The 22,314-nt window shown below is 67.5% G+C and carries 33 protein-coding genes; 1 reads left to right on the forward strand and 32 read right to left on the reverse strand.

The window, feature by feature from the left end; genetic code table 11:
- Positions 1 to 58: 58 nt before the first annotated feature.
- From ACFUN8_RS06595 to ACFUN8_RS06615, 5 genes are all read right to left on the reverse strand, one after another.
- On the reverse strand, positions 59 to 1,198 hold the full coding sequence (locus ACFUN8_RS06595; protein ID WP_383632448.1) for a helix-turn-helix domain-containing protein: 1,140 nt from the start codon (positions 1,196 to 1,198) through the stop codon (positions 59 to 61).
- A 166-nt stretch (positions 1,199 to 1,364) separates the two neighbouring features.
- Positions 1,365 to 2,723: a phosphoglucosamine mutase gene (gene glmM / locus ACFUN8_RS06600; protein ID WP_383632451.1), complete on the reverse strand. Its 1,359-nt coding sequence runs from the start codon at positions 2,721 to 2,723 to the stop codon at positions 1,365 to 1,367.
- 212 nt (positions 2,724 to 2,935) lie between these two features.
- The gene (rpsI, locus tag ACFUN8_RS06605) at positions 2,936 to 3,463 is read right to left on the reverse strand and encodes a 30S ribosomal protein S9 (RefSeq protein ID WP_354609323.1); all 528 of its coding nucleotides are present in this window, start codon (positions 3,461 to 3,463) and stop codon (positions 2,936 to 2,938) included.
- A 42-nt stretch (positions 3,464 to 3,505) separates the two neighbouring features.
- Entirely contained in the window at positions 3,506 to 3,949 is a 444-nt protein-coding gene (gene rplM, locus ACFUN8_RS06610) for a 50S ribosomal protein L13 (RefSeq protein WP_354609322.1), read from the reverse strand.
- A gap of 279 nt (positions 3,950 to 4,228) precedes the next feature.
- Complete coding sequence (locus ACFUN8_RS06615) at positions 4,229 to 5,851, reverse strand: ABC-F family ATP-binding cassette domain-containing protein (RefSeq protein ID WP_383632455.1); 1,623 nt, start codon at positions 5,849 to 5,851, stop codon at positions 4,229 to 4,231.
- 106 nt (positions 5,852 to 5,957) lie between these two features.
- On the opposite strand from ACFUN8_RS06615, the gene ACFUN8_RS06620 reads away from it, so the two are divergent.
- Positions 5,958 to 6,842: a hypothetical protein gene (locus ACFUN8_RS06620; RefSeq protein ID WP_383632458.1), complete on the forward strand. Its 885-nt coding sequence runs from the start codon at positions 5,958 to 5,960 to the stop codon at positions 6,840 to 6,842.
- Here ACFUN8_RS06620 and truA read toward each other — a convergent pair.
- The 27 genes from truA to rplB all read right to left on the reverse strand — a co-directional run bounded on the left by truA (position 6,810) and on the right by rplB (position 22,312).
- A complete protein-coding gene (truA, locus tag ACFUN8_RS06625) occupies positions 6,810 to 7,715 on the reverse strand; it encodes a tRNA pseudouridine(38-40) synthase TruA (RefSeq protein ID WP_383632461.1) in 906 nt (301 codons plus the stop codon). The genes ACFUN8_RS06620 and truA overlap by 33 nt on opposite strands.
- A gap of 81 nt (positions 7,716 to 7,796) precedes the next feature.
- Positions 7,797 to 8,309 (reverse strand): 50S ribosomal protein L17, encoded by a 513-nt coding sequence (gene rplQ, locus ACFUN8_RS06630; protein WP_383632464.1) that lies wholly within the window; start codon positions 8,307 to 8,309, stop codon positions 7,797 to 7,799.
- A gap of 133 nt (positions 8,310 to 8,442) precedes the next feature.
- Positions 8,443 to 9,465, reverse strand: coding sequence for a DNA-directed RNA polymerase subunit alpha (locus ACFUN8_RS06635; RefSeq protein WP_003956430.1), 1,023 nt, complete (start codon positions 9,463 to 9,465; stop codon positions 8,443 to 8,445).
- Between the two features lie 118 nt (positions 9,466 to 9,583).
- Positions 9,584 to 9,988: a 30S ribosomal protein S11 gene (gene rpsK / locus ACFUN8_RS06640; protein ID WP_003956432.1), complete on the reverse strand. Its 405-nt coding sequence runs from the start codon at positions 9,986 to 9,988 to the stop codon at positions 9,584 to 9,586.
- A 64-nt stretch (positions 9,989 to 10,052) separates the two neighbouring features.
- The gene (rpsM, locus tag ACFUN8_RS06645; protein ID WP_164252337.1) at positions 10,053 to 10,433 is read right to left on the reverse strand and encodes a 30S ribosomal protein S13; all 381 of its coding nucleotides are present in this window, start codon (positions 10,431 to 10,433) and stop codon (positions 10,053 to 10,055) included.
- Between the two features lie 187 nt (positions 10,434 to 10,620).
- Entirely contained in the window at positions 10,621 to 10,734 is a 114-nt protein-coding gene (gene rpmJ, locus ACFUN8_RS06650; protein ID WP_003956441.1) for a 50S ribosomal protein L36, read from the reverse strand.
- 55 nt (positions 10,735 to 10,789) lie between these two features.
- Positions 10,790 to 11,011 (reverse strand): translation initiation factor IF-1, encoded by a 222-nt coding sequence (gene infA / locus ACFUN8_RS06655; RefSeq protein ID WP_003956442.1) that lies wholly within the window; start codon positions 11,009 to 11,011, stop codon positions 10,790 to 10,792.
- Between the two features lie 262 nt (positions 11,012 to 11,273).
- A complete protein-coding gene (gene map, locus ACFUN8_RS06660; RefSeq protein WP_383632532.1) occupies positions 11,274 to 12,110 on the reverse strand; it encodes a type I methionyl aminopeptidase in 837 nt (278 codons plus the stop codon).
- A 225-nt stretch (positions 12,111 to 12,335) separates the two neighbouring features.
- The gene (locus tag ACFUN8_RS06665) at positions 12,336 to 12,998 is read right to left on the reverse strand and encodes an adenylate kinase (protein WP_383632469.1); all 663 of its coding nucleotides are present in this window, start codon (positions 12,996 to 12,998) and stop codon (positions 12,336 to 12,338) included.
- Entirely contained in the window at positions 12,998 to 14,317 is a 1,320-nt protein-coding gene (gene secY / locus ACFUN8_RS06670; RefSeq protein ID WP_382561734.1) for a preprotein translocase subunit SecY, read from the reverse strand. Before secY ends, ACFUN8_RS06665 begins: the two co-directional genes overlap by 1 nt.
- Before the next feature lie 266 nt (positions 14,318 to 14,583).
- The gene (gene rplO, locus ACFUN8_RS06675) at positions 14,584 to 15,039 is read right to left on the reverse strand and encodes a 50S ribosomal protein L15 (protein WP_364465936.1); all 456 of its coding nucleotides are present in this window, start codon (positions 15,037 to 15,039) and stop codon (positions 14,584 to 14,586) included.
- A gap of 1 nt (position 15,040) precedes the next feature.
- Positions 15,041 to 15,223: a 50S ribosomal protein L30 gene (gene rpmD, locus ACFUN8_RS06680; protein WP_041985698.1), complete on the reverse strand. Its 183-nt coding sequence runs from the start codon at positions 15,221 to 15,223 to the stop codon at positions 15,041 to 15,043.
- Positions 15,223 to 15,825 (reverse strand): 30S ribosomal protein S5, encoded by a 603-nt coding sequence (gene rpsE, locus ACFUN8_RS06685; protein WP_023539330.1) that lies wholly within the window; start codon positions 15,823 to 15,825, stop codon positions 15,223 to 15,225. The genes rpmD and rpsE overlap by 1 nt, the downstream gene beginning before the upstream one ends.
- Before the next feature lie 46 nt (positions 15,826 to 15,871).
- The gene (gene rplR, locus ACFUN8_RS06690; RefSeq protein ID WP_078075539.1) at positions 15,872 to 16,255 is read right to left on the reverse strand and encodes a 50S ribosomal protein L18; all 384 of its coding nucleotides are present in this window, start codon (positions 16,253 to 16,255) and stop codon (positions 15,872 to 15,874) included.
- Positions 16,256 to 16,257: 2 nt separating this feature from the next.
- Positions 16,258 to 16,797, reverse strand: coding sequence for a 50S ribosomal protein L6 (gene rplF, locus ACFUN8_RS06695; protein WP_382561739.1), 540 nt, complete (start codon positions 16,795 to 16,797; stop codon positions 16,258 to 16,260).
- Positions 16,798 to 16,818: 21 nt separating this feature from the next.
- Complete coding sequence (gene rpsH / locus ACFUN8_RS06700; RefSeq protein ID WP_382561741.1) at positions 16,819 to 17,217, reverse strand: 30S ribosomal protein S8; 399 nt, start codon at positions 17,215 to 17,217, stop codon at positions 16,819 to 16,821.
- Positions 17,218 to 17,443: 226 nt separating this feature from the next.
- Positions 17,444 to 17,629 (reverse strand): type Z 30S ribosomal protein S14, encoded by a 186-nt coding sequence (locus ACFUN8_RS06705; protein WP_003948630.1) that lies wholly within the window; start codon positions 17,627 to 17,629, stop codon positions 17,444 to 17,446.
- 2 nt (positions 17,630 to 17,631) lie between these two features.
- Complete coding sequence (gene rplE, locus ACFUN8_RS06710) at positions 17,632 to 18,189, reverse strand: 50S ribosomal protein L5 (RefSeq protein WP_023539334.1); 558 nt, start codon at positions 18,187 to 18,189, stop codon at positions 17,632 to 17,634.
- Positions 18,189 to 18,512, reverse strand: coding sequence for a 50S ribosomal protein L24 (gene rplX, locus ACFUN8_RS06715; RefSeq protein WP_354607256.1), 324 nt, complete (start codon positions 18,510 to 18,512; stop codon positions 18,189 to 18,191). The genes rplE and rplX overlap by 1 nt, the downstream gene beginning before the upstream one ends.
- Positions 18,513 to 18,514: 2 nt before the next feature.
- Positions 18,515 to 18,883, reverse strand: a complete 369-nt coding sequence (rplN, locus tag ACFUN8_RS06720; protein ID WP_023539336.1) for a 50S ribosomal protein L14 — start codon at positions 18,881 to 18,883, stop codon at positions 18,515 to 18,517.
- A 118-nt stretch (positions 18,884 to 19,001) separates the two neighbouring features.
- A complete protein-coding gene (rpsQ, locus tag ACFUN8_RS06725; protein ID WP_382561744.1) occupies positions 19,002 to 19,292 on the reverse strand; it encodes a 30S ribosomal protein S17 in 291 nt (96 codons plus the stop codon).
- Positions 19,292 to 19,516 (reverse strand): 50S ribosomal protein L29, encoded by a 225-nt coding sequence (rpmC, locus tag ACFUN8_RS06730; protein ID WP_354607257.1) that lies wholly within the window; start codon positions 19,514 to 19,516, stop codon positions 19,292 to 19,294. Before rpmC ends, rpsQ begins: the two co-directional genes overlap by 1 nt.
- The gene (gene rplP, locus ACFUN8_RS06735) at positions 19,516 to 19,935 is read right to left on the reverse strand and encodes a 50S ribosomal protein L16 (protein ID WP_023539339.1); all 420 of its coding nucleotides are present in this window, start codon (positions 19,933 to 19,935) and stop codon (positions 19,516 to 19,518) included. Before rplP ends, rpmC begins: the two co-directional genes overlap by 1 nt.
- Positions 19,936 to 19,940: 5 nt before the next feature.
- Complete coding sequence (gene rpsC / locus ACFUN8_RS06740) at positions 19,941 to 20,792, reverse strand: 30S ribosomal protein S3 (protein WP_356586771.1); 852 nt, start codon at positions 20,790 to 20,792, stop codon at positions 19,941 to 19,943.
- Complete coding sequence (rplV, locus tag ACFUN8_RS06745; protein ID WP_364605559.1) at positions 20,792 to 21,139, reverse strand: 50S ribosomal protein L22; 348 nt, start codon at positions 21,137 to 21,139, stop codon at positions 20,792 to 20,794. Before rplV ends, rpsC begins: the two co-directional genes overlap by 1 nt.
- A 42-nt stretch (positions 21,140 to 21,181) precedes the next feature.
- Entirely contained in the window at positions 21,182 to 21,463 is a 282-nt protein-coding gene (gene rpsS / locus ACFUN8_RS06750; RefSeq protein ID WP_112447747.1) for a 30S ribosomal protein S19, read from the reverse strand.
- 12 nt (positions 21,464 to 21,475) lie between these two features.
- Positions 21,476 to 22,312 carry a 50S ribosomal protein L2 gene (gene rplB / locus ACFUN8_RS06755; RefSeq protein WP_329383126.1) on the reverse strand — a complete coding sequence of 279 codons (837 nt, stop codon included), beginning with the start codon at positions 22,310 to 22,312 and terminating at the stop codon, positions 21,476 to 21,478.
- Between the last annotated feature and the right edge of the window lie 2 nt (positions 22,313 to 22,314).

A 22,314-nucleotide genomic window follows, 5' to 3' on the forward strand; every position in this document is an offset into this window, starting at 1 on the left:
TCAGTCCTATCCACCGCGACTCCGGCCCTCGGACAGGGAAAGCTCCTGACCTGCACGGTTAAGGTTCGATGTCCCGAAACCGGTAGTCATCACGCTTCGATGGCAAACGAGCAAGATCCGATGGCAGAGGACAGTGCCGCCGCTCGCCCGGTGTGATCCCGTAGACGCCGCGGAACATCCGGCCGAACGCGGCCCCGTTCCCCAGCCCCCACCGCGCGCCGATGTCCTGGACCGACAGTCCGCGCAGACGTGGCTCCGCCAGATCCGCGTAGCAGCCCTCCAGCCGCCGGCGCCTTATCGAGGCGGCAACGGTCTCCTCCCGCTGCCGGAAAAGCTGATGCAGCAGTCGTACGGAGATGTGATGCCGCGCGGCGATCGCACCAGGGGTGAGCGCCGGGTCGGCCAGGTTGTCCCGGATGAACACGTCGATACGGCGCAGCAGCGACTCGTGCCGCGCCTCGGGCGCCAAGTGCTCCTGTGCGTCGAGCCGGTGGGCGAGGAACCCGGCCGCGAGATCGAGCCCCGTCTCGCCGAGCCGCGCGCGGCTCCGCTCGTCCAGCACGGCCGCCTCCCCCATCAGCGAGCCGAGAAAGCCGGCGAGCACCCTCCCGATTCCGGCGCGGGCCGACAGACCGTGGGCCAGCAGCCGATCGATCCTGGCCTCGGGCAACGGCACGAGCGCGCGCGGCAGATGCAGTATGAGCGCCTCCGAGGCCCCGATCACCGGCCCGCCCGCCGTCCGCCCGCCCGTCACCCGGCCACCCGCCGTCCGCCCGCCCGCCGTCCGCTCCCCCGTCACCCGGCCACCCATCACCGGCCCACTTGTCACCGGCCCGCTCATCGCCTGACCGCTGTAGGGCCGGGACGACGACCACATGGCGATGTCACCTGCGGCGAGCCGGCTCGTCTGACGCCCCTGCGAGATACCCATCAACCCGCCGAGGATCAGGGTCAGTTCATACGTCTCGGGATCCGCCCGCCGGATCAGATCCGCGGTGCGTTCCGACCGAAGGGCCGGGAACGAGATCCTCGTCAGCTGAAGGCGCCCCAGATCGAGAGCGCTGACGCTTCCCACGAAGTCGGAGGCGAAATCGCTGGTGATCCGGGTCGGCGCGACCCCTTGCCCGACGACCTCCCGCCACCAGTCGAACCGCTGCTCCCTCGGTAACAGCCCGGTGTCGAACTCCGTGAACGCCATCGGATCCCCCACCCCCAGGCGGTACGTGATTGCGCGCCCACAGTGTCCAACGGGGCCCACCACGCGCAATCCCACCTGGGAGCAGGACAGGGAAGGGGCCGGAAACCGCCCCCGGCTCCTCGAACCCGGCTCCTCGACCCCGACTCCGCCACCCCAAGCCCGCTGCCTACCCCAGCGCCGACTTCACCACGTCCGCCAGCCGCCCGGCCACCGCCCGCGCCTGTTCGATGTCGGCCGCCTCCACCATCACCCGTACCAGCGGCTCCGTGCCCGAGGGACGCAGCAGCACCCGGCCCGTCGAGCCGAGCTGGCGCTCGGCCTCCGACACCGCCGTCGCCAGCTCCGCCGACGTCGTGACACGTGACTTGTCCACGTCCGGCACATTCGTCAGCACCTGCGGCAGTCGCCGCATCACGCCCGCCAGGTCGGCCAGCGAACGGCCCGTGGCCGCCACGCGCGCCGCCAGCATCAGTCCGGTCAGCGTGCCGTCGCCGGTCGTCGCGTGGTCGAGGACGATGACGTGCCCGGACTGCTCGCCGCCGAGCGCGTAACCGTGCTCCTTCATCGACTCCAGTACGTAACGGTCGCCGACCGCCGTCTCCACGAGGGTGATGCCCTCACGCTCCATCGCGATCTTGAAGCCGAGGTTGGACATCACCGTCCCCACGACCGCGTCCCCGCGCAGCGTGCCCGCCTCGCGCATCGCGAGGGCCAGCACGGCCAGGATCTGGTCGCCGTCGACCTCCTCGCCCGCCGCGTCCACGGCCAGGCAGCGGTCGGCGTCGCCGTCGTGCGCGATGCCGAGGTCGGCGCCGTGCTCGACCACGGCGGCCTTCAGCAGGTCCAGGTGCGTGGAGCCGCAGCCGTCGTTGATGTTCAGTCCGTCCGGCTCCGCGCCGATCGTGACGATCTCCGCGCCGGCGCGTGTGAACGCCTCCGGCGACACACGGGCGGCCGCGCCGTGCGCCTCGTCCAGGACGACCTTGAGCCCGTCGAGCCGGTTCGGCAGCACCCCGATGAGATGCGCGACGTACTGGTCGAAGCCCTCGTCGTAGTTACGGATCCGGCCCACGCCCGCGCCGGTCGGCCGCTCCCACGGGGCACCCGTGCGGTGCTCGTCGTACACGGCCTCGATCCGGTCCTCCAGCTCGTCGGCCAGCTTGTGGCCGCCGCGCGCGAAGAACTTGACTCCGTTGTCCGGCATGGCGTTGTGGCTCGCGGAGAGCATCACGCCGAGGTCGGCGCCCAGCGCCCCGGTGAGATACGCCACCGCGGGGGTGGGCAGCACACCGACGCGCAGGACGTCCACGCCCGCGCTCGCGAGACCCGCCACCACGGCGGCCTCCAGGAACTCACCCGACGCGCGGGGATCGCGCCCGACCACCGCCGTCGCCCGATGGCCCTCGAACGTGCCCGCCTCGGCGAGCACATGCGCCGCCGCGACCGAGAGGCCGAGCGTCAGCTCCGCCGTCAGATCCGCGTTGGCCACGCCGCGCACGCCGTCCGTGCCGAAGAGTCGTCCCACAGCTGTCCCTCCGAAAAATGCTCAGAAAATGCCCCGAAGAGCTTCGCCAAGATCCAAGGAGAACACGGGGATTGCCCGAGGGATCGTCCAGGGGATCAGGAAGCTCGGAAAACGAACGCCCCGGCAGCACCTGAGTGCCGCCGGGGCGAACATATGCCATACATACGCCGTGAGGCCGTAAGGGCCCTGGCGCGGTAAGGCCGAGCGAGCGTTTAGCGCTTGCTGTACTGCGGCGCCTTGCGGGCCTTCTTGAGACCGGCCTTCTTGCGCTCGACGGCGCGGTCGTCGCGGCTCAGGAAGCCGGCCTTCTTCAGCGGGGCGCGGTTGTTGTCCACGTCCGCCTCGTTCAGCGAGCGGGCCACACCGAGGCGCAGCGCGCCGGCCTGGCCGGAGACGCCGCCACCCGAGATACGGGCGATGACGTCGTAGCGGTTGTCGAGCTCAAGCACCTTGAAGGGCTCGTTGACAGCCTGCTGGTGGACCTTGTTCGGGAAGTAGTCCTCGAGCGAACGCCCGTTGATCTTCCACTTGCCGGAGCCCGGAACGATCCGGACGCGGGCGATGGCGTTCTTACGACGGCCCAGGCCGGCGGCCGGCTGGGGGTCGCCGAAGCGGGAAGCCAGCGACTCGGAGGTGTACTCGCCCTCGACGGGGGTCTCCGACTCGAAAGTCGTCACCTCCGCGAAGGTCTCCTCCGCCTCGGGGGCGTCCACGGGGGTCTCTGCAGTGGTCTCGGCCACGATGTTCCTCAGATTTCTTTTCGTCTTAGGCGGTGGCCGGAATTACTGCGCGACCTGGGTGATCTCGAACGGAACCGGCTGCTGGGCAGCGTGCGGGTGCTGGTCGCCCGCGTAGATCTTCAGCTTCGAGAGCATCTGACGGCCCAGGGTGTTCTTGGGAATCATGCCCTTGATGGCCTTCTCGACGGCCTTCTCGGGGTTCTTCGCCAGCAGCTCGTCGTAGCGGACGGAACGCAGACCACCCGGGTAACCGGAGTGGCGGTACGCCATCTTCTGGGTCTTCTTGTTGCCGGAGAGGTGGACCTTCTCGGCGTTGATGATGACGACGAAGTCGCCCATGTCCATGTGAGGGGCGTAGATCGGCTTGTGCTTGCCCCGGAGGAGGTTCGCTGCCGTAGTCGCCAGACGGCCCAGGACGATGTCCTGCGCGTCGATGATGTGCCACTGGCGCGTGACATCGCCGGGCTTGGGGCTGTACGTACGCACGGTCGTAGCCTTCGCTTCTTCAGTGAGTGAGTCCTGACAAGGCCACCCGGACGATCACGACAGCCCTGGCAGACATACGGGGACGCAACCCGTGCCTGCCGCTGGATCATCGGCCCGGTGGACCGGCGTAAGGGCCTCTCACGTGAGAATGAACAAGCCAATACGCATAACGAACCAGAAGGATACCCAGGGTGCGCCGTACGGGTCAAAACGAGGCCCCGCCCCGCACCCTGCCCAGCCCTTCGCGGGCTCCGCCCCGGACCCCGCCCGTCACACGCGTCACCGCGCCCGCACCACCCGGCGCTCGTCCCACACCGGCTCCACGGACTCCCGCACGACCCCGTCCGACCCGAAGACCAGATACCGGTCGAAGGACTTCGCGAACCACCGGTCGTGCGTCACGGCCAGCACCGTCCCGTCGTACGCCTCCAGCCCGTCCTGCAGGGCCTCCGCCGACTCCAGGTCCAGGTTGTCCGTCGGCTCGTCCAGCAGCAGCGCCGTCGTCCCGCGCAGCTCCAGCAGCAGGATCTGGAAGCGGGCCTGCTGCCCGCCCGACAGCTTGTCGAACGGCTGGTCCCCCTGCCGCTCCAGCTCGTAGCGCCGCAGCACGCTCATCGCGCCGCCCCGGTCCTTCGCGTGCTCGGTCCACAGGATGTCGACCAGCGTCCGGCCCAGCAGCTCCGGATGCGCGTGCGTCTGCGCGAAGTGGCCCGGCAGCACCCGCGCGCCCAGCTTCCACCGCCCGGTGTGCCCCACCGAGGGATCGCCCGCCAGCAGCCGCAGGAAGTGCGACTTGCCGGAGCCGTTCGACCCGAGGACCGCGACCCGCTCGCCGTAGTAGATCTCCAGCGAGAACGGCTTCATCAGCCCGGTCAGCTCCAGGTTCTCGCAGGTCACCGCCCGTACACCGGTCCGGCCGCCCTTGAGCCGCATGGTGATCGCCTGCTCGCGCGGCGGCTCCGGCGGCGGGCCCGCGTCCTCGAACTTCTTGAAGCGCGTCTGCATCGCGCGATAGCGCGACGCCATGTCGGGGCTGATCGCCGCCTGCTGCCGCAGCCGCAGCACCAGTGCCTTCAGCCGCGCGTGCTCCTCGTCCCAGCGCCGCTTCAGCTCCTCGAAGCGCGCGAAGCGCTCCTGGCGGGCCTGGTGGTACGTCCCGAACCCGCCGCCGTGCACCCACACGTCCGAGCCGGCCGGGCTCGGCTCCACGCTGACGATCTTCTCCGCCGCCCTGGCCAGCAACTCCCGGTCGTGGGAGACGAAGAGCACAGTCTTACGAGTCTCCTTGAGCCGCTCCTCCAGCCACCGCTTCCCGGGCACGTCCAGATAGTTGTCCGGCTCGTCGAGCAGCAGGACCTCGTCGGGCCCGCGCAGCAGCGCCTCCAGCACCAGCCGTTTCTGCTCGCCGCCGGACAGCGTGGTCAGGGCGCGGAACTGCGCCTTCTCGTACGGGACACCCAGCGCGGCCGTCGTGCACATGTCCCAGACCGTCTCGGCCTCGTACCCGCGCGCCTCCGCCCAGTCGCTGAGCGCCTGCGCGTACCGCATCTGCGCGGCCTCGTCGTCGACCGTCATGATCAGGTGCTCGGCCTCGTCCACCGCGCGGGCCGCCTCGCGGATCCGCGGCTGCGCGACCGAGACCAGCAGGTCACGGACCGTACGGTCGTCGCGCACCGAACCCACGAACTGCGACATGACGCCGAGCCCGCCGCTGACCGTCACCGTGCCGCCGTGCGGCTGCAGCTCTCCGGCGATCAGCCGCAGCAGCGTCGTCTTGCCCGCCCCGTTGGCTCCGACGAGCGCCACGACGGCACCCTCACCCACCCGGAACGAGGCATCGTTGAGGAGCACCCGTCCGTCCGGTAGGTAGTACTCCAGGTGCGCGGCCTCTAGATGTCCCATGCTTCGCATTGTCGCGGCCAGGACCCCACTCTCCCAACCGATTTCCGTCCGAATCCGGTTCTCGGCCCGGAACCGGAACCCGCTCCGCGCGGTTTAAACTCCCGCCATGAGCTTTGGTCAAGGGGGGCCTTACGGGCCGCCCCCACAGGGGCCGTACGGATCACGGGACCCGCAGGGGCAGACACCGGACTGGGCCGCGCTCGCCGACGCCTCGGCACAGCGGGCCCGTCGCCGGCGGTGGATGCTGATAGGCGGCGGCGCGCTGGCGACCGCCGCCGTCGCGGCGATCGTCGCGACGGCTGTCGTGTCCATGAACGGCGACAGCGCTGACCGGGGCGGCGACAAGAACGCGAGCGATCTGCCCGCCCCGCCCGACCTGCCCAGCGAGAGCGCCGACCCCGAGCCGTCGTTCTCCGACGCCGTGCCGCTGCCGCCGCCGAACCCGAAGGACTTCATCTCCAGCGAGGACAAGGACACGGCGCCGCTCAGCGCCGACACCCTCTTCCCGGGCTCGAAGCTGACGATGGGCGACCGCGTCTACGCGAAGGGGCCGACGAACCGCACCACGAACTGCGCGGGCGCGACCCAGGGCGCCCTCGGCTCGATCCTCGCCGCCAACACCTGCGACCAGGTAATCCGCGCCACGTACACCCGGGGCGGCACGGCGGTGACCGTCGGCGTCGCCGTCTTCTCCACCGAGACGCAGGCGCTGAAGGCGAAGAAGGAGGCGAGCGGCGGTCTGGCCTCGCTCTCCGGCTCGGGTGTCCCGACGTTCTGCCGGGGCGGCACGATCTGCCGCAAGACCACCAACTCGGTCGGCCGGTACGTGTACTTCACCGTCGGCGGCTTCACCAACGGCAAGAACGTGGTGAAGGGCGACCAGGACGTCTTCGACACCGGCGACGACGTCGCGGAGTTCACGTTCCTCCAGATCCGCCGCCGCGGCGAGGCCCAGGCGTCAGCCGCAGCCACCGCACCCGTCGACGAGTGACGCACCGGCTCCACCGGAGCCTCCCGCCGCCGGCAGGGTCCGCTTGTTGCGGGCCAGCCGGTTGCGCGCGGCGAGCTGGTCGTCGGCCGGGTAGCCGACCTCCTCAAGGGTGAGGCCGTGCGGCCGTACGACATGGACGGCCGAGTCCCGCACCCCGGCGGCCAGCACCTTCGCCGGCCACTCCACGGGCCGGTGCCCGTCGCCCACGAACAGCAGCGCGCCGACGAGCGAGCGCACCATGTTGTGGCAGAAGGCGTCGGCCCGCACGGTCGCGGTGACGACGCCGTGCGCGTCGCGCTCCCACTCCAGCCGCTGGAGCGTACGGATCGTCGTCGCGCCCTCGCGCTTCTTGCAGTACGCCGCGAAGTCGTGCTCGCCGAGCAGCCCGGCCGACGCCGCGTTCATCGCGTCCACGTCCAACGTCCAGTCGTGCCACAGGACATGGCTGCGCAGCAGCGGGTCGACGCCACCGGGGTCGTCGGTGACGCGGTAGGCGTAGCGCCGCCAGATCGCCGAGAAACGGGCGTTGAAGCCCCGCGGTGCCTCCTCGGCCCGCCACACCCTCACGTCGTGCGCCAGCCGCCCCGCGAGGCGCCGCAGCAGCCTCTCCCGGTGCTCGGCCCACAGCTCGGCGGGCAGATCGACGTGCGCGACCTGTCCGCGCGCGTGCACGCCCGCGTCGGTCCGCCCCGCGACGGTCAGGTCGTACGTCTCCGAGGACCGCGTCACGACCTTCAGCGCGTCCTCGATGTCCCCCTGGACGGTCCGGCGGGTGGCCTGCCGCGCCCAGCCGGAGAAGTCCTTCCCGTCGTAACTCAGATCGAGCCGCACCCGTACGAACCCGGGCGCCGCACCCTCGATGTCCTCACTCACCACTCACCCCATTCATACGGAACGGGCCCGCACCGCCCCTGAGGGTGATGCGGGCCCGTTCTGCGACCTCGGAAAAACAGGTCAGGCGTCCTTGGAGTCCTTGGACTCCGCCTCGACCGGCTTGGCGTCCTCGACGGGGGCGTCCTCCGTGGAGGCGTCCTCCTTCTTGAGGGCGTCTTCCTTGACGGCGCGCTTCGTCGCGGCCTCGGCCTCACCGGTGGCCTTCTGCGCCACGGTCAGGGCCTCGACCAGCTCGATGACCGCCATCGGGGCGTTGTCGCCACGACGGGGGCCGATCTTGGTGATACGGGTGTAGCCACCGGGGCGGTTCTCGTACCGCGGAGCGATCTCGGTGAAGAGCGTGTGGACGATGCTCTTGTCCGTGATCGTCTGAAGAACGAGGCGACGGTTGTGGATGTCGCCCTTCTTCGCCTTGGTGACCAGACGCTCGGCGACCGGACGCAGGCGGCGGGCCTTGGCCTCGGTCGTCGTGATCTTGCCGTGCTCGAACAGCGCCTTCGCGAGGTTCGCGAGAAGCAGCCGCTCGTGCGCGGCGCTGCCGCCCAGACGGGCACCCTTGGCGGGCTTCGGCATGGTGTTACTCCTTCATATCTGCACCGGCCGTATCAGGTACCGATGTCAGTTCCCCGCAGACGGTCGTCTGCGGAAAGGCAAACTCAGCCCGTCCGGCGTTTGAGGACAGAGCCCCAACCCCGGGCCCGGGGTCCTAGTACTGCTCGGTCTCCACGAACCCGGCATCCGCGTCGTCGTCCGCGCCGAACGCGTCCGCCGCGGCGGTGGGGTCGAATCCGGGCGGGCTGTCCTTGAGGGCGAGACCCATCCCGGCCAGCTTCGCCTTGACCTCGTCGATCGACTTGGCGCCGAAGTTACGGATGTCGAGCAGGTCCGCCTCGGACCGCGCCACGAGCTCACCCACGGAGTGGATGCCCTCGCGCTTGAGGCAGTTGTACGACCGAACGGTGAGCTCCAGCTCCTCGATCGGCAGGGCGAGATCGGCGGCGAGCGCCGCGTCCGTCGGCGACGGGCCCATGTCGATGCCCTCGGCGTCGATGTTGAGCTCGCGCGCCAGACCGAACAGCTCGACCAGCGTCTTACCGGCGGACGCCATGGCGTCGCGGGGGCGCATGGCCTGCTTGGTCTCGACGTCGACGATCAGCTTGTCGAAGTCGGTGCGCTGCTCGACACGGGTCGCCTCGACCTTGTACGTGACCTTGAGCACCGGCGAGTAGATGGAGTCGACCGGAATACGGCCGATCTCCTGGCCCACCTGCTTGTTCTGGACGGCGGAGACGTAGCCGCGACCGCGCTCGACGGTCAGCTCCATCTCCAGCTTGCCCTTGCCGTTCAGCGTCGCCAGGACGAGGTCCGGGTTGTGGACCTCGACACCGGCCGGGGGCGCGATGTCGGCGGCGGTGACCAGGCCGGGGCCCTGCTTGCGCAGGTACATCACGACCGGCTCGTCGTGCTCCGAGGAGACGACCAGCTGCTTGATGTTGAGGATGAGGTCGGTGACGTCCTCCTTGACGCCCGGCACGGTGGTGAACTCGTGCAGGACCCCGTCGATCCGGATGCTGGTGACAGCGGCACCGGGGATCGAGGAGAGGAGCGTACGACGCAGGGAGTTACCGAGCGTGTAGCCGAAACCCGGCTCCAGGGGCTCGATCACGAACCGCGAGCGGTATTCGTCGACGACCTCTTCGGTCAGCGACGGACGCTGAGCGATAAGCATGGAAAATGCCTCCAGTCTTGGCACCCACTATTTGATGCCAACAGGAACAAGGGTACGGGCGGTACGGAGCCGAGGCCCCGTACCGCCCGCGATCCGTACCCTCAGGGGGTACAGAAGATCAAACGCGGCGACGCTTCGGGGGGCGGCAGCCGTTGTGCGGGGTGGGGGTGACGTCCTGGATCGAACCCACCTCCAGGCCGGTGGCCTGGAGCGAGCGGATCGCGGTCTCACGGCCGGAGCCGGGACCCTTGACGAAGACGTCGACCTTGCGCATGCCGTGCTCCTGCGCGCGGCGGGCGGCCGACTCGGCGGCCATCTGCGCGGCGAAGGGGGTGGACTTGCGCGAGCCCTTGAAGCCGACGTGGCCGGCGGAGGCCCAGGAGATCACGTTGCCCGAGGGGTCCGTGATCGAGACGATGGTGTTGTTGAACGTGCTCTTGATGTGGGCGTGCCCATGAGCGACGTTCTTCTTTTCCTTGCGGCGCACCTTCTTGGCAGCGCCCTGACGACCCTTGGGGGGCATCTATTACTCCTACGGGAGGTGGTCGGTCCTACAGCGAAGACCGCTGATGAGCGTCCGCTGAGGACTACTTCTTGCCCGGCTTCTTCTTGCCGGCGATGGCGCGACGCGGACCCTTGCGGGTACGTGCGTTCGTGCTCGTGCGCTGGCCGTGGACCGGCAGGCCGCGACGGTGACGCAGACCCTGGTAGCAGCCGATCTCGACCTTGCGGCGGATGTCGGCCTGGATCTCGCGACGGAGGTCACCCTCGGTCTTGAGGTTGCCGTCCACGTACTCGCGGAGCTTGACGAGGTCTTCCTCGGCAAGGTCGCGGACGCGGACGTTGGGGTCAACGCCGGTGGCGGCGAGGGTCTCCTTGGACCGGGTGCGCCCGATGCCGAAGACATAGGTGAGGGCGACCTCGACGCGCTTTTCGCGCGGGAGGTCAACGCCTGCGAGGCGTGCCATTCATGGCTCCTGTGTGATTTCGGAGGTCTTCCGCAGTGACTCTCCCGGACGACGTGCTCTCTCCGGGTCCCCGGCCTCCGCCGGAGGTGTCGGCGCCATCAGCTGGTGCGGATGACGTCGGACACTGCGTATATACGTGTTTCGCTCGCGTCGCGCGAAGTACTGCGAGATGCAGGGGGGTCGTGCGTCAGCCCTGGCGCTGCTTGTGGCGCAGGTTGTCGCAGATGACCATGACCCGACCGTGACGGCGGATCACCTTGCACTTGTCGCAGATCTTCTTGACGCTCGGCTTGACCTTCATGGTGTGAGGTTCTCCGGGTCAGTGCCGGCACCCCGGAAGCGGGGTGAGGCAAGATCTACTTGTATCGGTAGACGATCCGGCCACGCGTCAGGTCGTAGGGAGACAGCTCCACCACTACCCGGTCATCGGGAAGGATTCGGATGTAGTGCATCCGCATCTTGCCGCTGATGTGCGCGAGGACCTTGTGACCGTTCTGGAGCTCCACCTTGAACATGGCGTTCGGGAGAGACTCGATCACGGTGCCCTCAATTTCGATGGCACCTTGCTTCTTGGCCACGCTTCGCCCTTCGAATCGGCTACCTTGATCGATTCTGGGCCACCGTATGTGGACACACGGGTACACCAGAGCCGACGCGTCAGTCTACGGCAGGGCTCTCGAAAAGACGAATCCGTGGAGTTTGCCCACCCTCGTAGATCGTCAACCCCCTGATCCCCCGAATGCCCCGCTCGCGGGCTCGGCGCCAGGGGCGCCTCACAAGCTCCGCGAGGCTGTGCCGGACTCCGTCCGGCCGGCCGGGGCCGGGGCCGCGGGTTCCTCGTCAGGCCAACGGGTCCGGCGCCGCCGTCACGCCCAGCTCCGCCAGCTTCGCCCTGCCACCGTCGACCGCAGTCAGGACCAGCGGGCCGGCCTCCGTCAGGGCGACCGAGTGCTCCCAGTGCGAGGACCAGGTGCCGTCGGTCGTGATGACCGTCCACTCGTCCGCCAGGACCTCCGTGTGCGGCGTGCCGAGTGACACCATCGGCTCGATCGCCAGGCAGAAGCCGGGAATCAGCTTCGGGCCCTTGCCGCGCTTGCGCGAGACGTAGTTCAGCAGGTGCGGGTCCATGTGCATCTGGGTGCCGATGCCGTGGCCGCCGTAGTCCTCGACGATGCCGTACTTGCCGCCGCCCGGCTTCGGCTGGCGGCGGATGTACGTCTCGATCGCCCGCGACACGTCGACGAGCCGGTTACCGAGCCGCATCGCGGCGATCCCCGCCCACATCGACTCCTCCGTCACGCGGGAGAGTTCGATCAGCTCCGGTGCGTGACCGCCGCCGACGAACGCCGTGAAGGCAGCGTCGCCGTGCCAGCCGTCCACGATCGCGCCGGCGTCGATCGAGATGATGTCGCCGTCCTTCAGTACGGTCTCGGTGTCCGGGATCCCGTGCACCACCACCTCGTTGACCGAGGTGCAGATCGTCGCGGGGAACCCGCCGTAACCGAGGAAGTTGGGCTTCGCGCCGTGGTCCGCGAGGACCTTGCGCGCCACCTCGTCCAGATCCTTCGTGGTGGCGCCGGGCACCGCGGCCTCGCCGGTGGCCGCGTGGATCGCGGCGACGACCAGCCCCGCCTCACGCATCTTCGCGATCTGCTCGGGGGTCTTGATCTCCACCATGACGGCGGCCTGCCTCACTCGGTCGAAGAAACGATGTGTCCGCGCTGGGAGTCCGCGCCAGGACACCTACGGTAGTCCCCCGGACAGCAGTACGGCCGTGGTGCCCCTGGGGGCGCCCCGGCCGTATCACTGTGCCGTGCTGTCGTGCTTGTCGCGCTGTCGTGCCGTACGTACTGTGCCGTGCTCGGTGGTGCGGTCGCGCCGTGCCTCGCGGGGGAACCGGACCTATGCGGCCCGGCCGCCACCCTCCAGAGCCGCCATCGCGCGCTTGGTCACCTCGGCGACCTTGCCGAGCGCCGAGATGGTGACCACGAGGCCCTGCTCCCGGTAGTGGTCGATGATCGGCTCGGTCTGCGTGTGGTAGACCTCCAGCCGCGTGCGGACCGTCTCCTCGGAGTCGTCGTGCCGCTGGTACAGCTCGCCGCCGCACTCGTCACACACACCCTGCTCCTTCGGCGGGCTGTACGTGAGGTGAAAGACGTGCGAGCTGTCGTTGCGGCAGGTGCGCCGACCGGCGATCCGCTTGACCACCTCATCCTCGTCGACCTCCAGGTCCAGCACGGCGTCCAGGTGCAACCCCTCGGCCGTGAGCGCCTTGTCGAGCGCTTCGGCCTGCGGGACGTTGCGGGGGAAGCCGTCCAGAAGGAAGCCGTTCGCGGCGTCCGGCTGTGCCATCCGCTCCAGCGCCATCCCGATGGTGACCTCGTCGGGAACCAGGTTCCCGGCGTGGATGTAACTCTGCGCCTGCTTGCCGAGGTCGGTGCCCTGGCTGATGTTGGCGCGGAAGAGGTCACCTGTGGAGATGTGCGGAATGGAGAGGTTCTGGGCGAGGTACGCAGCCTGCGTTCCCTTGCCGGCACCGGGCGGTCCGACGAGGACGATTCGCATCAGCGGAGGAACCCTTCGTAATTACGCTGCTGGAGCTGGCTCTCGATCTGCTTCACGGTCTCCAGACCCACACCCACGATGATCAGGATGCTTGTCCCGCCGAACGGGAAGTTCTGGTTCGCGCCGCCGAAGCCTGCCAACGCCATCGTTGGGACGAGAGCGATCAACCCCAAGTACAGCGAGCCCGGCCAAGTGATCCGGTTGAGTACGTAACTCAGATACTCGGCAGTAGGTCGACCTGCCCGGATGCCCGGGATGAAGCCACCATACTTCTTCATGTTGTCCGCGACTTCTTCGGGGTTGAACGTGATGGCCACGTAGAAGAAGGCGAAGAACACGACAAGGATGAAGTACGTCGCGATGTAGTACGGATGGTCGCCCTTGATGAAGTGGGCTTCGATCCAGGTCTTCCAGCCGGACTGCTGACTGGAGAACTGCGCGATCAGCGCCGGGATGTAGAGCAGCGACGACGCGAAGATGACGGGGATCACACCCGCCTGGTTGACCTTCAGCGGGATGTACGTGGACGTACCGCCGTAGGACCTCCGCCCGATCATCCGCTTCGCGTACTGAACGGGGATCCGGCGCTGCGCCTGCTCGACGAAGACGACGAGTCCCACCATCACGAAGCCGATGAGGATGACCGTGCCGAACTCGATCCAGCCCTGAGCGAGCTTGCCGCTCTCCTTGATGGCCCACAGCGCACCGGGGAAACCGGCGGCGATCGAGATGAACATCAGGATGGACATGCCGTTGCCGATGCCCTTGTCGGTGATCATCTCACCGAGCCACATGACGGCGGCCGTACCGGCGGTCATCGTGATGACCATCGTGATGGTGATGAAGATCGACTGGTCCGGAACGATCTCCGAGGCGACCGGGCAGCCGCTGAAGAGCGCGCCGCTGCGGGCGGTTGCCACCAGACCGGTGCCCTGGAGCACCGCGAGGGCGACCGTCAGGTATCGGGTGTACTGAGTGATCTTGGCCTGACCGGACTGCCCTTCCTTCTTGAGGGCTTCGAGTCGGGGGATGACCACAGTCAGCAGCTGCAGGATGATGCTTGCCGTGATGTACGGCATGATGCCGAGCGCGAAGATCGTAATCTGCAGCAGCGCTCCGCCGCTGAACATGTTCACCAGCCCGAACAGGCTGTTATTGCCCTTCTGCGCTGCGTCGACGCACGTCTGCACGTTCTCGTAGCTGACGCCCGGTACGGGAATGTGCGCCCCGAACCGGTACAGCACGATGATGAACAGCGTGAAGAGCAGCTTCTTGCGCAGGTCGGGCGTCTTGAACGCCCGGGCGAACGCGGTGAGCACGGTGCCTCCTGCGACCCCCGCGCTCGCGCGTCAAGGGTGACGGTCTTGAGGATCGACAGATACATATCAGGCAAAAAGCCACACGAACACCCCTGCGGAGAGTCCGCGTGGCTCGGGGTCCGAGGGTGGACCCCCGGGTTCAATACAGCAACAGTGCACGCCACCTTACCGGCGTACCTGCCCCCCTAGGAACGACCAACCGGGGATGCCCCTTTTGAGAGGCATCCCCGGTTGGGTGTTCAGTCCATCAACTTGTCCGAGTCGTCTCAGACGAGCTCAGTGACGGAGCCGCCGGCGGCGGCAATCTTCTCCTTGGCGGAGCCGGAAGCGGCGTCAACCGAAACCGTCACCGCTACGGAGATCTCGCCCTGGCCCAGGACCTTGACGAGGCTGTTCTTACGGACCGCACCCTTGTCGACCAGATCGGCCACCGTGACCTCGCCACCCTGCGGGTAGAGCTCGGCCAGCTTGTCCAGGTTCACGACCTGGTACTCGGTGCGGAACGGGTTCTTGAAGCCCTTGAGCTTCGGGAGACGCATGTGGAGGGGCATCTGCCCGCCCTCGAAGCGCTCCGGAACCTGGTAACGGGCCTTGGTGCCCTTGGTGCCACGACCGGCCGTCTTACCCTTGGACGCCTCGCCACGGCCCACACGGGTCTTGGCGGTCTTGGCTCCGGGGGCGGGACGGAGGTTGTGGACCTTCAGCGGCTTCTGCTCCGCCATGTCAGTCGACCTCCTCAACCGTCACGAGGTGCCGCACGGTGTTGGCCATGCCGCGGAACTCGGGACGATCCTCCTTGACAACCACGTCGTTGAGCCGCTTGAGGCCCAGCGAACGAAGGGTGTCGCGGTGGTTCTGCTTGCTGCCGATGTACGACTTCGTCTGCGTGATCTTGAGACGGGCCATTACGCACCCGCTCCCGCACGTGCACGAAGCAGAGCCGCGGGGGCGACGTCCTCAAGGGGCAGACCGCGGCGGGCCGCGATCTCCTCGGGACGCTGCAGACCCTGGAGGGCCGCCACGGTCGCGTGCACGATGTTGATCGGGTTCGACGAACCGAGCGACTTCGACAGGATGTCGTGGACGCCGGCGCACTCGAGCACCGCACGCACCGGGCCACCGGCGATGACGCCGGTACCGGGGGACGCGGGCTTGAGCAGGACGACGCCCGCCGCCTTCTCACCCTGGATCGGGTGCGGGATGGTGCCCTGGATACGGGGGACCTTGAAGAAGTGCTTCTTGGCCTCCTCAACACCCTTGGCGATGGCGGCCGGCACCTCCTTGGCCTTGCCGTAACCGACACCCACGGTGCCGTCACCGTCGCCCACCACGACCAGCGCGGTGAAGCTGAAGCGACGACCACCCTTCACGACCTTGGCAACGCGGTTGATCGCGACGACACGCTCGACGTACGCGGTCTTCTCGGCGGCAGCGCCACCGTCACGGCCCTTCCGGTCCCGCCGCTCGCCGCCACCGGCACCGCTTCCGCGGCGCTGGGGTCCAGCCATTGGATTTACCTCTCTCTGTTACGTCCGCTAGCTCCGGAACCGGGGCTTAGAACTTCAGCCCGGCTTCACGGGCGGCGTCGGCCAGAGCGGCAATCCGCCCGGCGTACTGGTTGCCACCACGGTCGAACACGACAGCCTCGACGCCGGCGGCCTTGGCGCGCTCGGCGACCAGGGCACCGACCTGCTGTGCCTGGGCGCTCTTGTCGCCTTCGCCACTGCGGATCGACGTGTCCAGGCTCGACGCCGAAGCGAGCGTGTGGCCCGCGATGTCGTCGATGACCTGGGCCACCATGTGGCGGTTGGAACGCGTCACAACGAGGCGGGGGCGCGCTACCGTGCCCGAGACCTTCTTGCGTACGCGGATGTGACGGCGCTTGATGGCAGCGGCCTTGTAGGCCTTGCCCTTGGCGATCTTTACACCGTATGCCATGGCTACTTACCCGCCTTTCCGACCTTGCGGCGGATGACCTCGCCGGCGTACTTGACGCCCTTGGCCTTGTACGGGTCGGGCTTCCGCAGCTTGCGGATGTTCGCCGCGACCTCGCCGACCTTCTGCTTGTCGATGCCCTCGACGCTGAGCTTGGTCGGGGACTCGACCTTGAAGGTGATGCCCTCAGGGGCCTCGACGACGACGGGGTGGCTGTAGCCCAGGGCGAACTCCAGATTGGAGCCCTTCGCCTGGACGCGGTAACCGACTCCGCTGATTTCGAGCGCCTTGCTGTATCCCTGGGTCACACCGGTGATCATGTTCGCCACCAGCGTGCGGGACAGGCCGTGCAGGGCCTTGTTCAGACGCTCGTCGTTCGGACGCAGCACCTTGAGGGTGCCGTCATCGTCCTTGGTGACCTCGATCGGCGCTGCGACGGTGTGCGAGAGGGTCCCCTTGGGGCCCTTCACCGCGACCGTACGGCCATCGATGGTGACGTCCACACCGGTGGGAACCTGGATGGGGAGCTTGCCGATTCGCGACATGAGCTTTTCCTCCGTTCCCGACTACCAGACGTAGGCGAGGACTTCCCCACCTACGCCCTTCTTGCCTGCCTGCTGGCCGGTGAGGAGACCGTGGGACGTGGAGATGATCGCCACGCCCAGGCCGCCGAGCACCTTGGGCAGGTTGGTGGACTTGGCATACACACGCAGACCGGGCTTCGAGATGCGCTTGATGCCGGCGATCGAACGCTCGCGGTTCGGGCCGAACTTCAGCTCCAGGGTCAGCTTCTTGCCGACCTCGGCGTCCTCGACCTTCCAGCCGGTGATGAAGCCCTCCTGCTGGAGGATTTCCGCGATGTGCGACTTGATCTTGCTGTGCGGCATCACGACATCGTCGTGGTATGCCGAGTTCGCGTTACGCAGACGGGTCAGCATGTCTGCGATGGGATCAGTCATGGTCATGAATTGGCCTTCGGCCTCTCTCGCCGGGGTTTCCTGTATGCGCCATCCCTCTCCCCACTCAACGGCGGGACGGGTGCGGTGCGGGGACCTACGGCGTAGTAAGTTTCGGGCGGCGGACGCCCAACCCCCCAAGCCTACGGCATGGGGAGCAGGGCTTCCGCCGACCAGTTGCTTACCGAGAGCTCTGGTTGATTCCGTACTTCAACTCAACGCTGAAGTAAGGGAATTACCAGGAGCTCTTGGTGACGCCCGGCAGCTCGCCGCGGTGTGCCATCTCACGAAGGCAGACACGGCAGAGGCCGAACTTGCGGTAGACGGAGTGGGGACGCCCACAGCGCTGGCAGCGCGTGTAACCGCGCACGCCGAACTTCGGCTTGCGGGCGGCCTTAGCGATCAGAGCCTTCTTCGCCACGGTCAGTTCTCCTTGAACGGGAAGCCGAGGTGACGAAGGAGGGCACGACCCTCGTCGTCGTTGGTCGCCGTGGTGACCACGGTGATGTCCATGCCCCGGACCCGGTCGATCTTGTCCTGGTCGATCTCGTGGAACATGACCTGCTCCGTGAGACCGAAGGTGTAGTTGCCACGGCCGTCGAACTGCTTGGGCGACAGGCCGCGGAAGTCACGGATACGCGGCAGCGCGAGCGACAGCGTACGGTCCAGGAACTCCCACATGCGGTCACCGCGGAGGGTGACGTGGCAGCCGATCGGCTGCCCCTCGCGCAGCTTGAACTGCGCGATCGACTTGCGGGCCTTGGTCACGGCCGGCTTCTGGCCGGTGATCGTGGTGAGGTCCTTGATGGCACCCTCGATCAGCTTGGAGTCGCGGGCGGCGTCGCCCACACCCATGTTGACCACGATCTTGACGAGACCGGGGACCTGCATGACGTTCTCCAGGGAGAACTCCTCACGCAGCTTGCCGGCGATCTCCTCGCGGTAGCGCAGCTTCAGACGCGGCGCGGTTGTGGTCGTCATCAGATGTCCTCACCGGTCCGCTTGGCAACGCGGATCTTGTTGCCCTCGTCGTCAAAGCGGTAGCCGACGCGGGTGACGACCTTCTTGCCGTCCTTCTCCACGACCAGCTGAACGTTGCTGATGTGGACAGGGGCCTCGGTCGTCACGATGCCACCGGTCTGCGAACCACGAGCGGTCTGGCCGGCCTTGGTGTGCTTCTTGACCCGGTTGACACCCTCGACGAGGACGCGGTTCTGCGTGGGGATGGCCTGAATGACCTTGCCCTGCTTGCCCTTGTCCTTACCGGTGATGACCTGAACCAGGTCGCCCTTCTTGATCTTCATGCTTACAGCACCTCCGGCGCGAGCGAGATGATCTTCATGAACTTCTTCTCGCGCAGCTCACGGCCGACCGGGCCGAAGATACGGGTGCCGCGAGGGTCGCCGTCGTTCTTCAGAATGACGGCGGCGTTCTCGTCGAAGCGGATGTACGAGCCGTCCTGGCGGCGGCGCTCCTTCACGGTGCGAACGATGACCGCCTTGATGACGTCACCCTTCTTCACGTTGCCACCGGGGATCGCGTCCTTGACGGTGGCGACGATGACGTCACCGATGCCCGCGTAGCGGCGACCCGAGCCACCGAGAACACGGATGCAAAGGATCTCCTTGGCACCAGTGTTGTCGGCGACACGCAGTCGCGACTCCTGCTGGATCACGTGTTTCTCCTGATCGTCTGCCGGTTCCCGGCGGGGTCCGTCCTACTGGGGTCGGACCCCACCGAGCCTGGCGGAACTACTCCTAGGGAATGCCCTGGGAGGAATTGCTCGGCCTGGACTACTTGGCCTTCTCAAGGATCTCGACGATGCGCCAGCGCTTCGTCGCGGACAGCGGCCGGGTCTCCATGAGGAGGACACGGTCGCCGATCCCGGCGGCGTTCGCCTCGTCGTGCGCCTTGAGCTTGTTCGTACGGCGGATGACCTTGCCGTACAGGGCGTGCTTCACACGGTCCTCGACAGCGACGACGACGGTCTTGTCCATCTTGTCGCTGACGACCAGACCCTCGCGGGTCTTGCGGAATCCGCGCTCGCTCTTCTCGGTCGTCTCAGTCACGTTGCTCTCAGTCATCAGGCGCTCTCCACCGTCTCGATGCCCAGCTCGCGCTCACGCATCAGGGTGTAGATCCGCGCGATGTCCTTCCGGACCAGCTTCAGCCGGCCGTGGTTCTCGAGCTGACCGGTCGCCGCCTGGAAGCGGAGGTTGAACAGCTCTTCCTTGGCCTCGCGAAGCTTGTCGACAAGCTCCTCGCTACCCAGTTCACGCAGCTCGGACGCCTTGGTAACGGCCGCCATCACGACTCACCTGCCTCGCGCCGAACGATGCGGCACTTCATCGGAAGCTTGTGGGCGGCGCGGGTGAGCGCCTCCTTGGCAACCTTCTCGTTCGGGTAGGACAGCTCGAACATCACCCGGCCGGGCTTGACGTTCGCGATCCACCACTCGGGAGAACCCTTACCGGAACCCATGCGGGTCTCGGCGGGCTTCTTCGTCAGGGGACGGTCCGGGTAAATGTTGATCCAGACCTTGCCGCCACGCTTGATGTGACGGGTCATCGCGATACGAGCGGCCTCGATCTGACGGTTCGTCACGTATGCCGGGGTCAGCGCCTGGATGCCGTACTCGCCGAACGCAACCTGCGTGCCACCCTTGGACATTCCGCTGCGCTTCGGGTGGTGCTGCTTGCGGTGCTTGACCCTACGGGGGATCAGCATTTCGGTCAGGCCTCCGTTCCGCCGGTAGAAGTGGGCGCGGCCTCCGCGGCCGGAGCAGCCGTGGCGTCGGCCTTGGGGGCCTCGGCACCGGGAGCCTGCTGCGGCTTGCGGCCACCGCGACCGCCACGCTCGCCACCGCGGCCACCGCGGCCGGCGGGACGGTCGTTGCCGCCACCACGGGCCGGACGGTTGCCCGCGCGCGCCGCGGCGTTCTCGGCGCGCACCTCGGCGATGTTCTTGACGTCGCCCTTGTAGATCCAGACCTTCACACCGATACGGCCGAAGGTCGTCTTGGCCTCGAAGAAGCCGTAGTCGACGTTGGCCCGGAGCGTGTGCAGGGGCACGCGGCCCTCGCGGTAGAACTCCGAGCGCGACATCTCGGCGCCGCCGAGGCGGCCACCGCACTGGATCTTGATGCCCTTGGCGCCGGCCTTCATCGTCGACTGCATGCTCTTACGCATGGCGCGACGGAAGGAGACACGCGAGGACAGCTGCTCGGCGACGGCCTGGGCCACCAGCTGAGCGTCCACCTCGGGGTTCTTGACCTCAAGGATGTTCAGCTGGACCTGCTTGCCGGTCAGCTTCTCCAGCTCGCCGCGGATACGGTCGGCCTCGGCGCCGCGGCGGCCGATGACGATGCCCGGACGTGCGGTGTGGATGTCCACGCGGACGCGGTCACGGGTGCGCTCGATCTCCACCTTGGAGATACCGGCACGCTCCATCCCCTTCGTCATCATGCGACGAATGGCGACGTCTTCCTTGACGTAGTCCTTGTACAGCTTGTCGGCGTACCAACGGGACTTGAAGTCCGTGGTGATGCCGAGCCGGAACCCATGCGGGTTAACCTTCTGGCCCATTACCGGGTTCCTTCCTTGCTGCTGAGGACCACGGTGATGTGGCTGGTCCGCTTACGGATCCGGTAGGCACGCCCCTGGGCGCGCGGCCGGAACCGCTTGAGGGTCGGACCCTCGTCCACGTACGCCTCGCTGATGACCAGCGAAGTGGCGTCTGGGTGGTCGTAGTTGTGCGCGGCGTTGGCAATGGCGCTGTCAAGCACCTTGCCGACCGGCACGCTCGCGGCCTGCGGGGCGAAACGCAGGACCGCCTGAGCCTCCGTGGCATCCATGCCACGGATGAGGTCCACCACGCGGCGGGCCTTCATGGGCGTGACGCGGATGTACCGCGCCTGGGCCCTGGCTTCCATGGTTGTCCCTTCGGTGTGAGTCATAGTCGTTTCCACCCCGCCTTAGCGGCGCTTCGACTTCCGGTCGTCCTTGACGTGGCCGCGGAAGGTGCGAGTCGGCGAGAACTCGCCGAGCTTGTGGCCGACCATCGACTCGGTGACGAACACCGGGACATGGATCTTGCCGTTGTGCACCGCGATGGTGTGGCCCAGCATTGCCGGGATGATCATCGAGCGACGGGACCAGGTCTTGATGACGGTTTTGGTGCCAGCTTCGTTCTGGACATCCACCTTCTTGATGAGGTGGCCGTCGACGAAGGGCCCCTTCTTCAGACTGCGCGGCATCTAAACCCGCTCCTAGCGCTTCTTGTTCGTCTTGCGGCGGCGGACGATGTACTTGTTGCTCGCCTTCTTCGGCGAACGCGTACGACCTTCCTTCTGACCCCACGGGCTGACCGGGTGGCGACCACCTGAAGTCTTGCCCTCACCACCACCGTGCGGGTGGTCAACGGGGTTCATGGCGACACCGCGGACGGTCGGGCGGACGCCCTTCCAGCGCATCCGGCCGGCCTTGCCCCAGTTGATGTTCGACTGTTCGGCGTTGCCGACCTCACCGATGGTGGCGCGGCAGCGGACGTCGACCAGCCGGATCTCTCCGGACGGCATACGAAGGTGGGCCATGGAGCCCTCCTTCGCCAGCAGCTGTACGGAAGTGCCCGCGGAACGGGCGAACTTCGCGCCGCCGCCGGGACGCAGCTCGATGGCGTGGATGGTCGTACCGACCGGGATGTTGCGCAGCGCCAGGTTGTTGCCGGGCTTGATGTCGGCGGACGGGCCGTTCTCGACACGGCTGCCCTGCGCCAGGCCACGCGGCGCGAGAATGTAGCGCTTCTCGCCGTCCGCGTAGTGCAGGAGCGCGATGCGCGCGGTGCGGTTCGGGTCGTACTCGATGTGCGCGACCTTGGCCGGCACGCCGTCCTTGTCGTGACGACGGAAGTCGATCAGACGGAAGGCACGCTTGTGTCCACCACCTTGGTGGCGAACGGTCACACGACCGGCGTTGTTACGGCCGCCCTTGCTGTGCAGGGGGCGGACCAGCGACTTCTCCGGCGTGGACCGCGTGATCTCTACGAAGTCGGCGACGCTGGAGCCACGACGGCCCGGGGTCGTCGGCTTGTACTTGCGGATACCCATTT

It is taken from the genome of Streptomyces sp. NPDC057307, assembly GCF_042667665.1.
Taxonomy (GTDB): domain Bacteria; phylum Actinomycetota; class Actinomycetes; order Streptomycetales; family Streptomycetaceae; genus Streptomyces.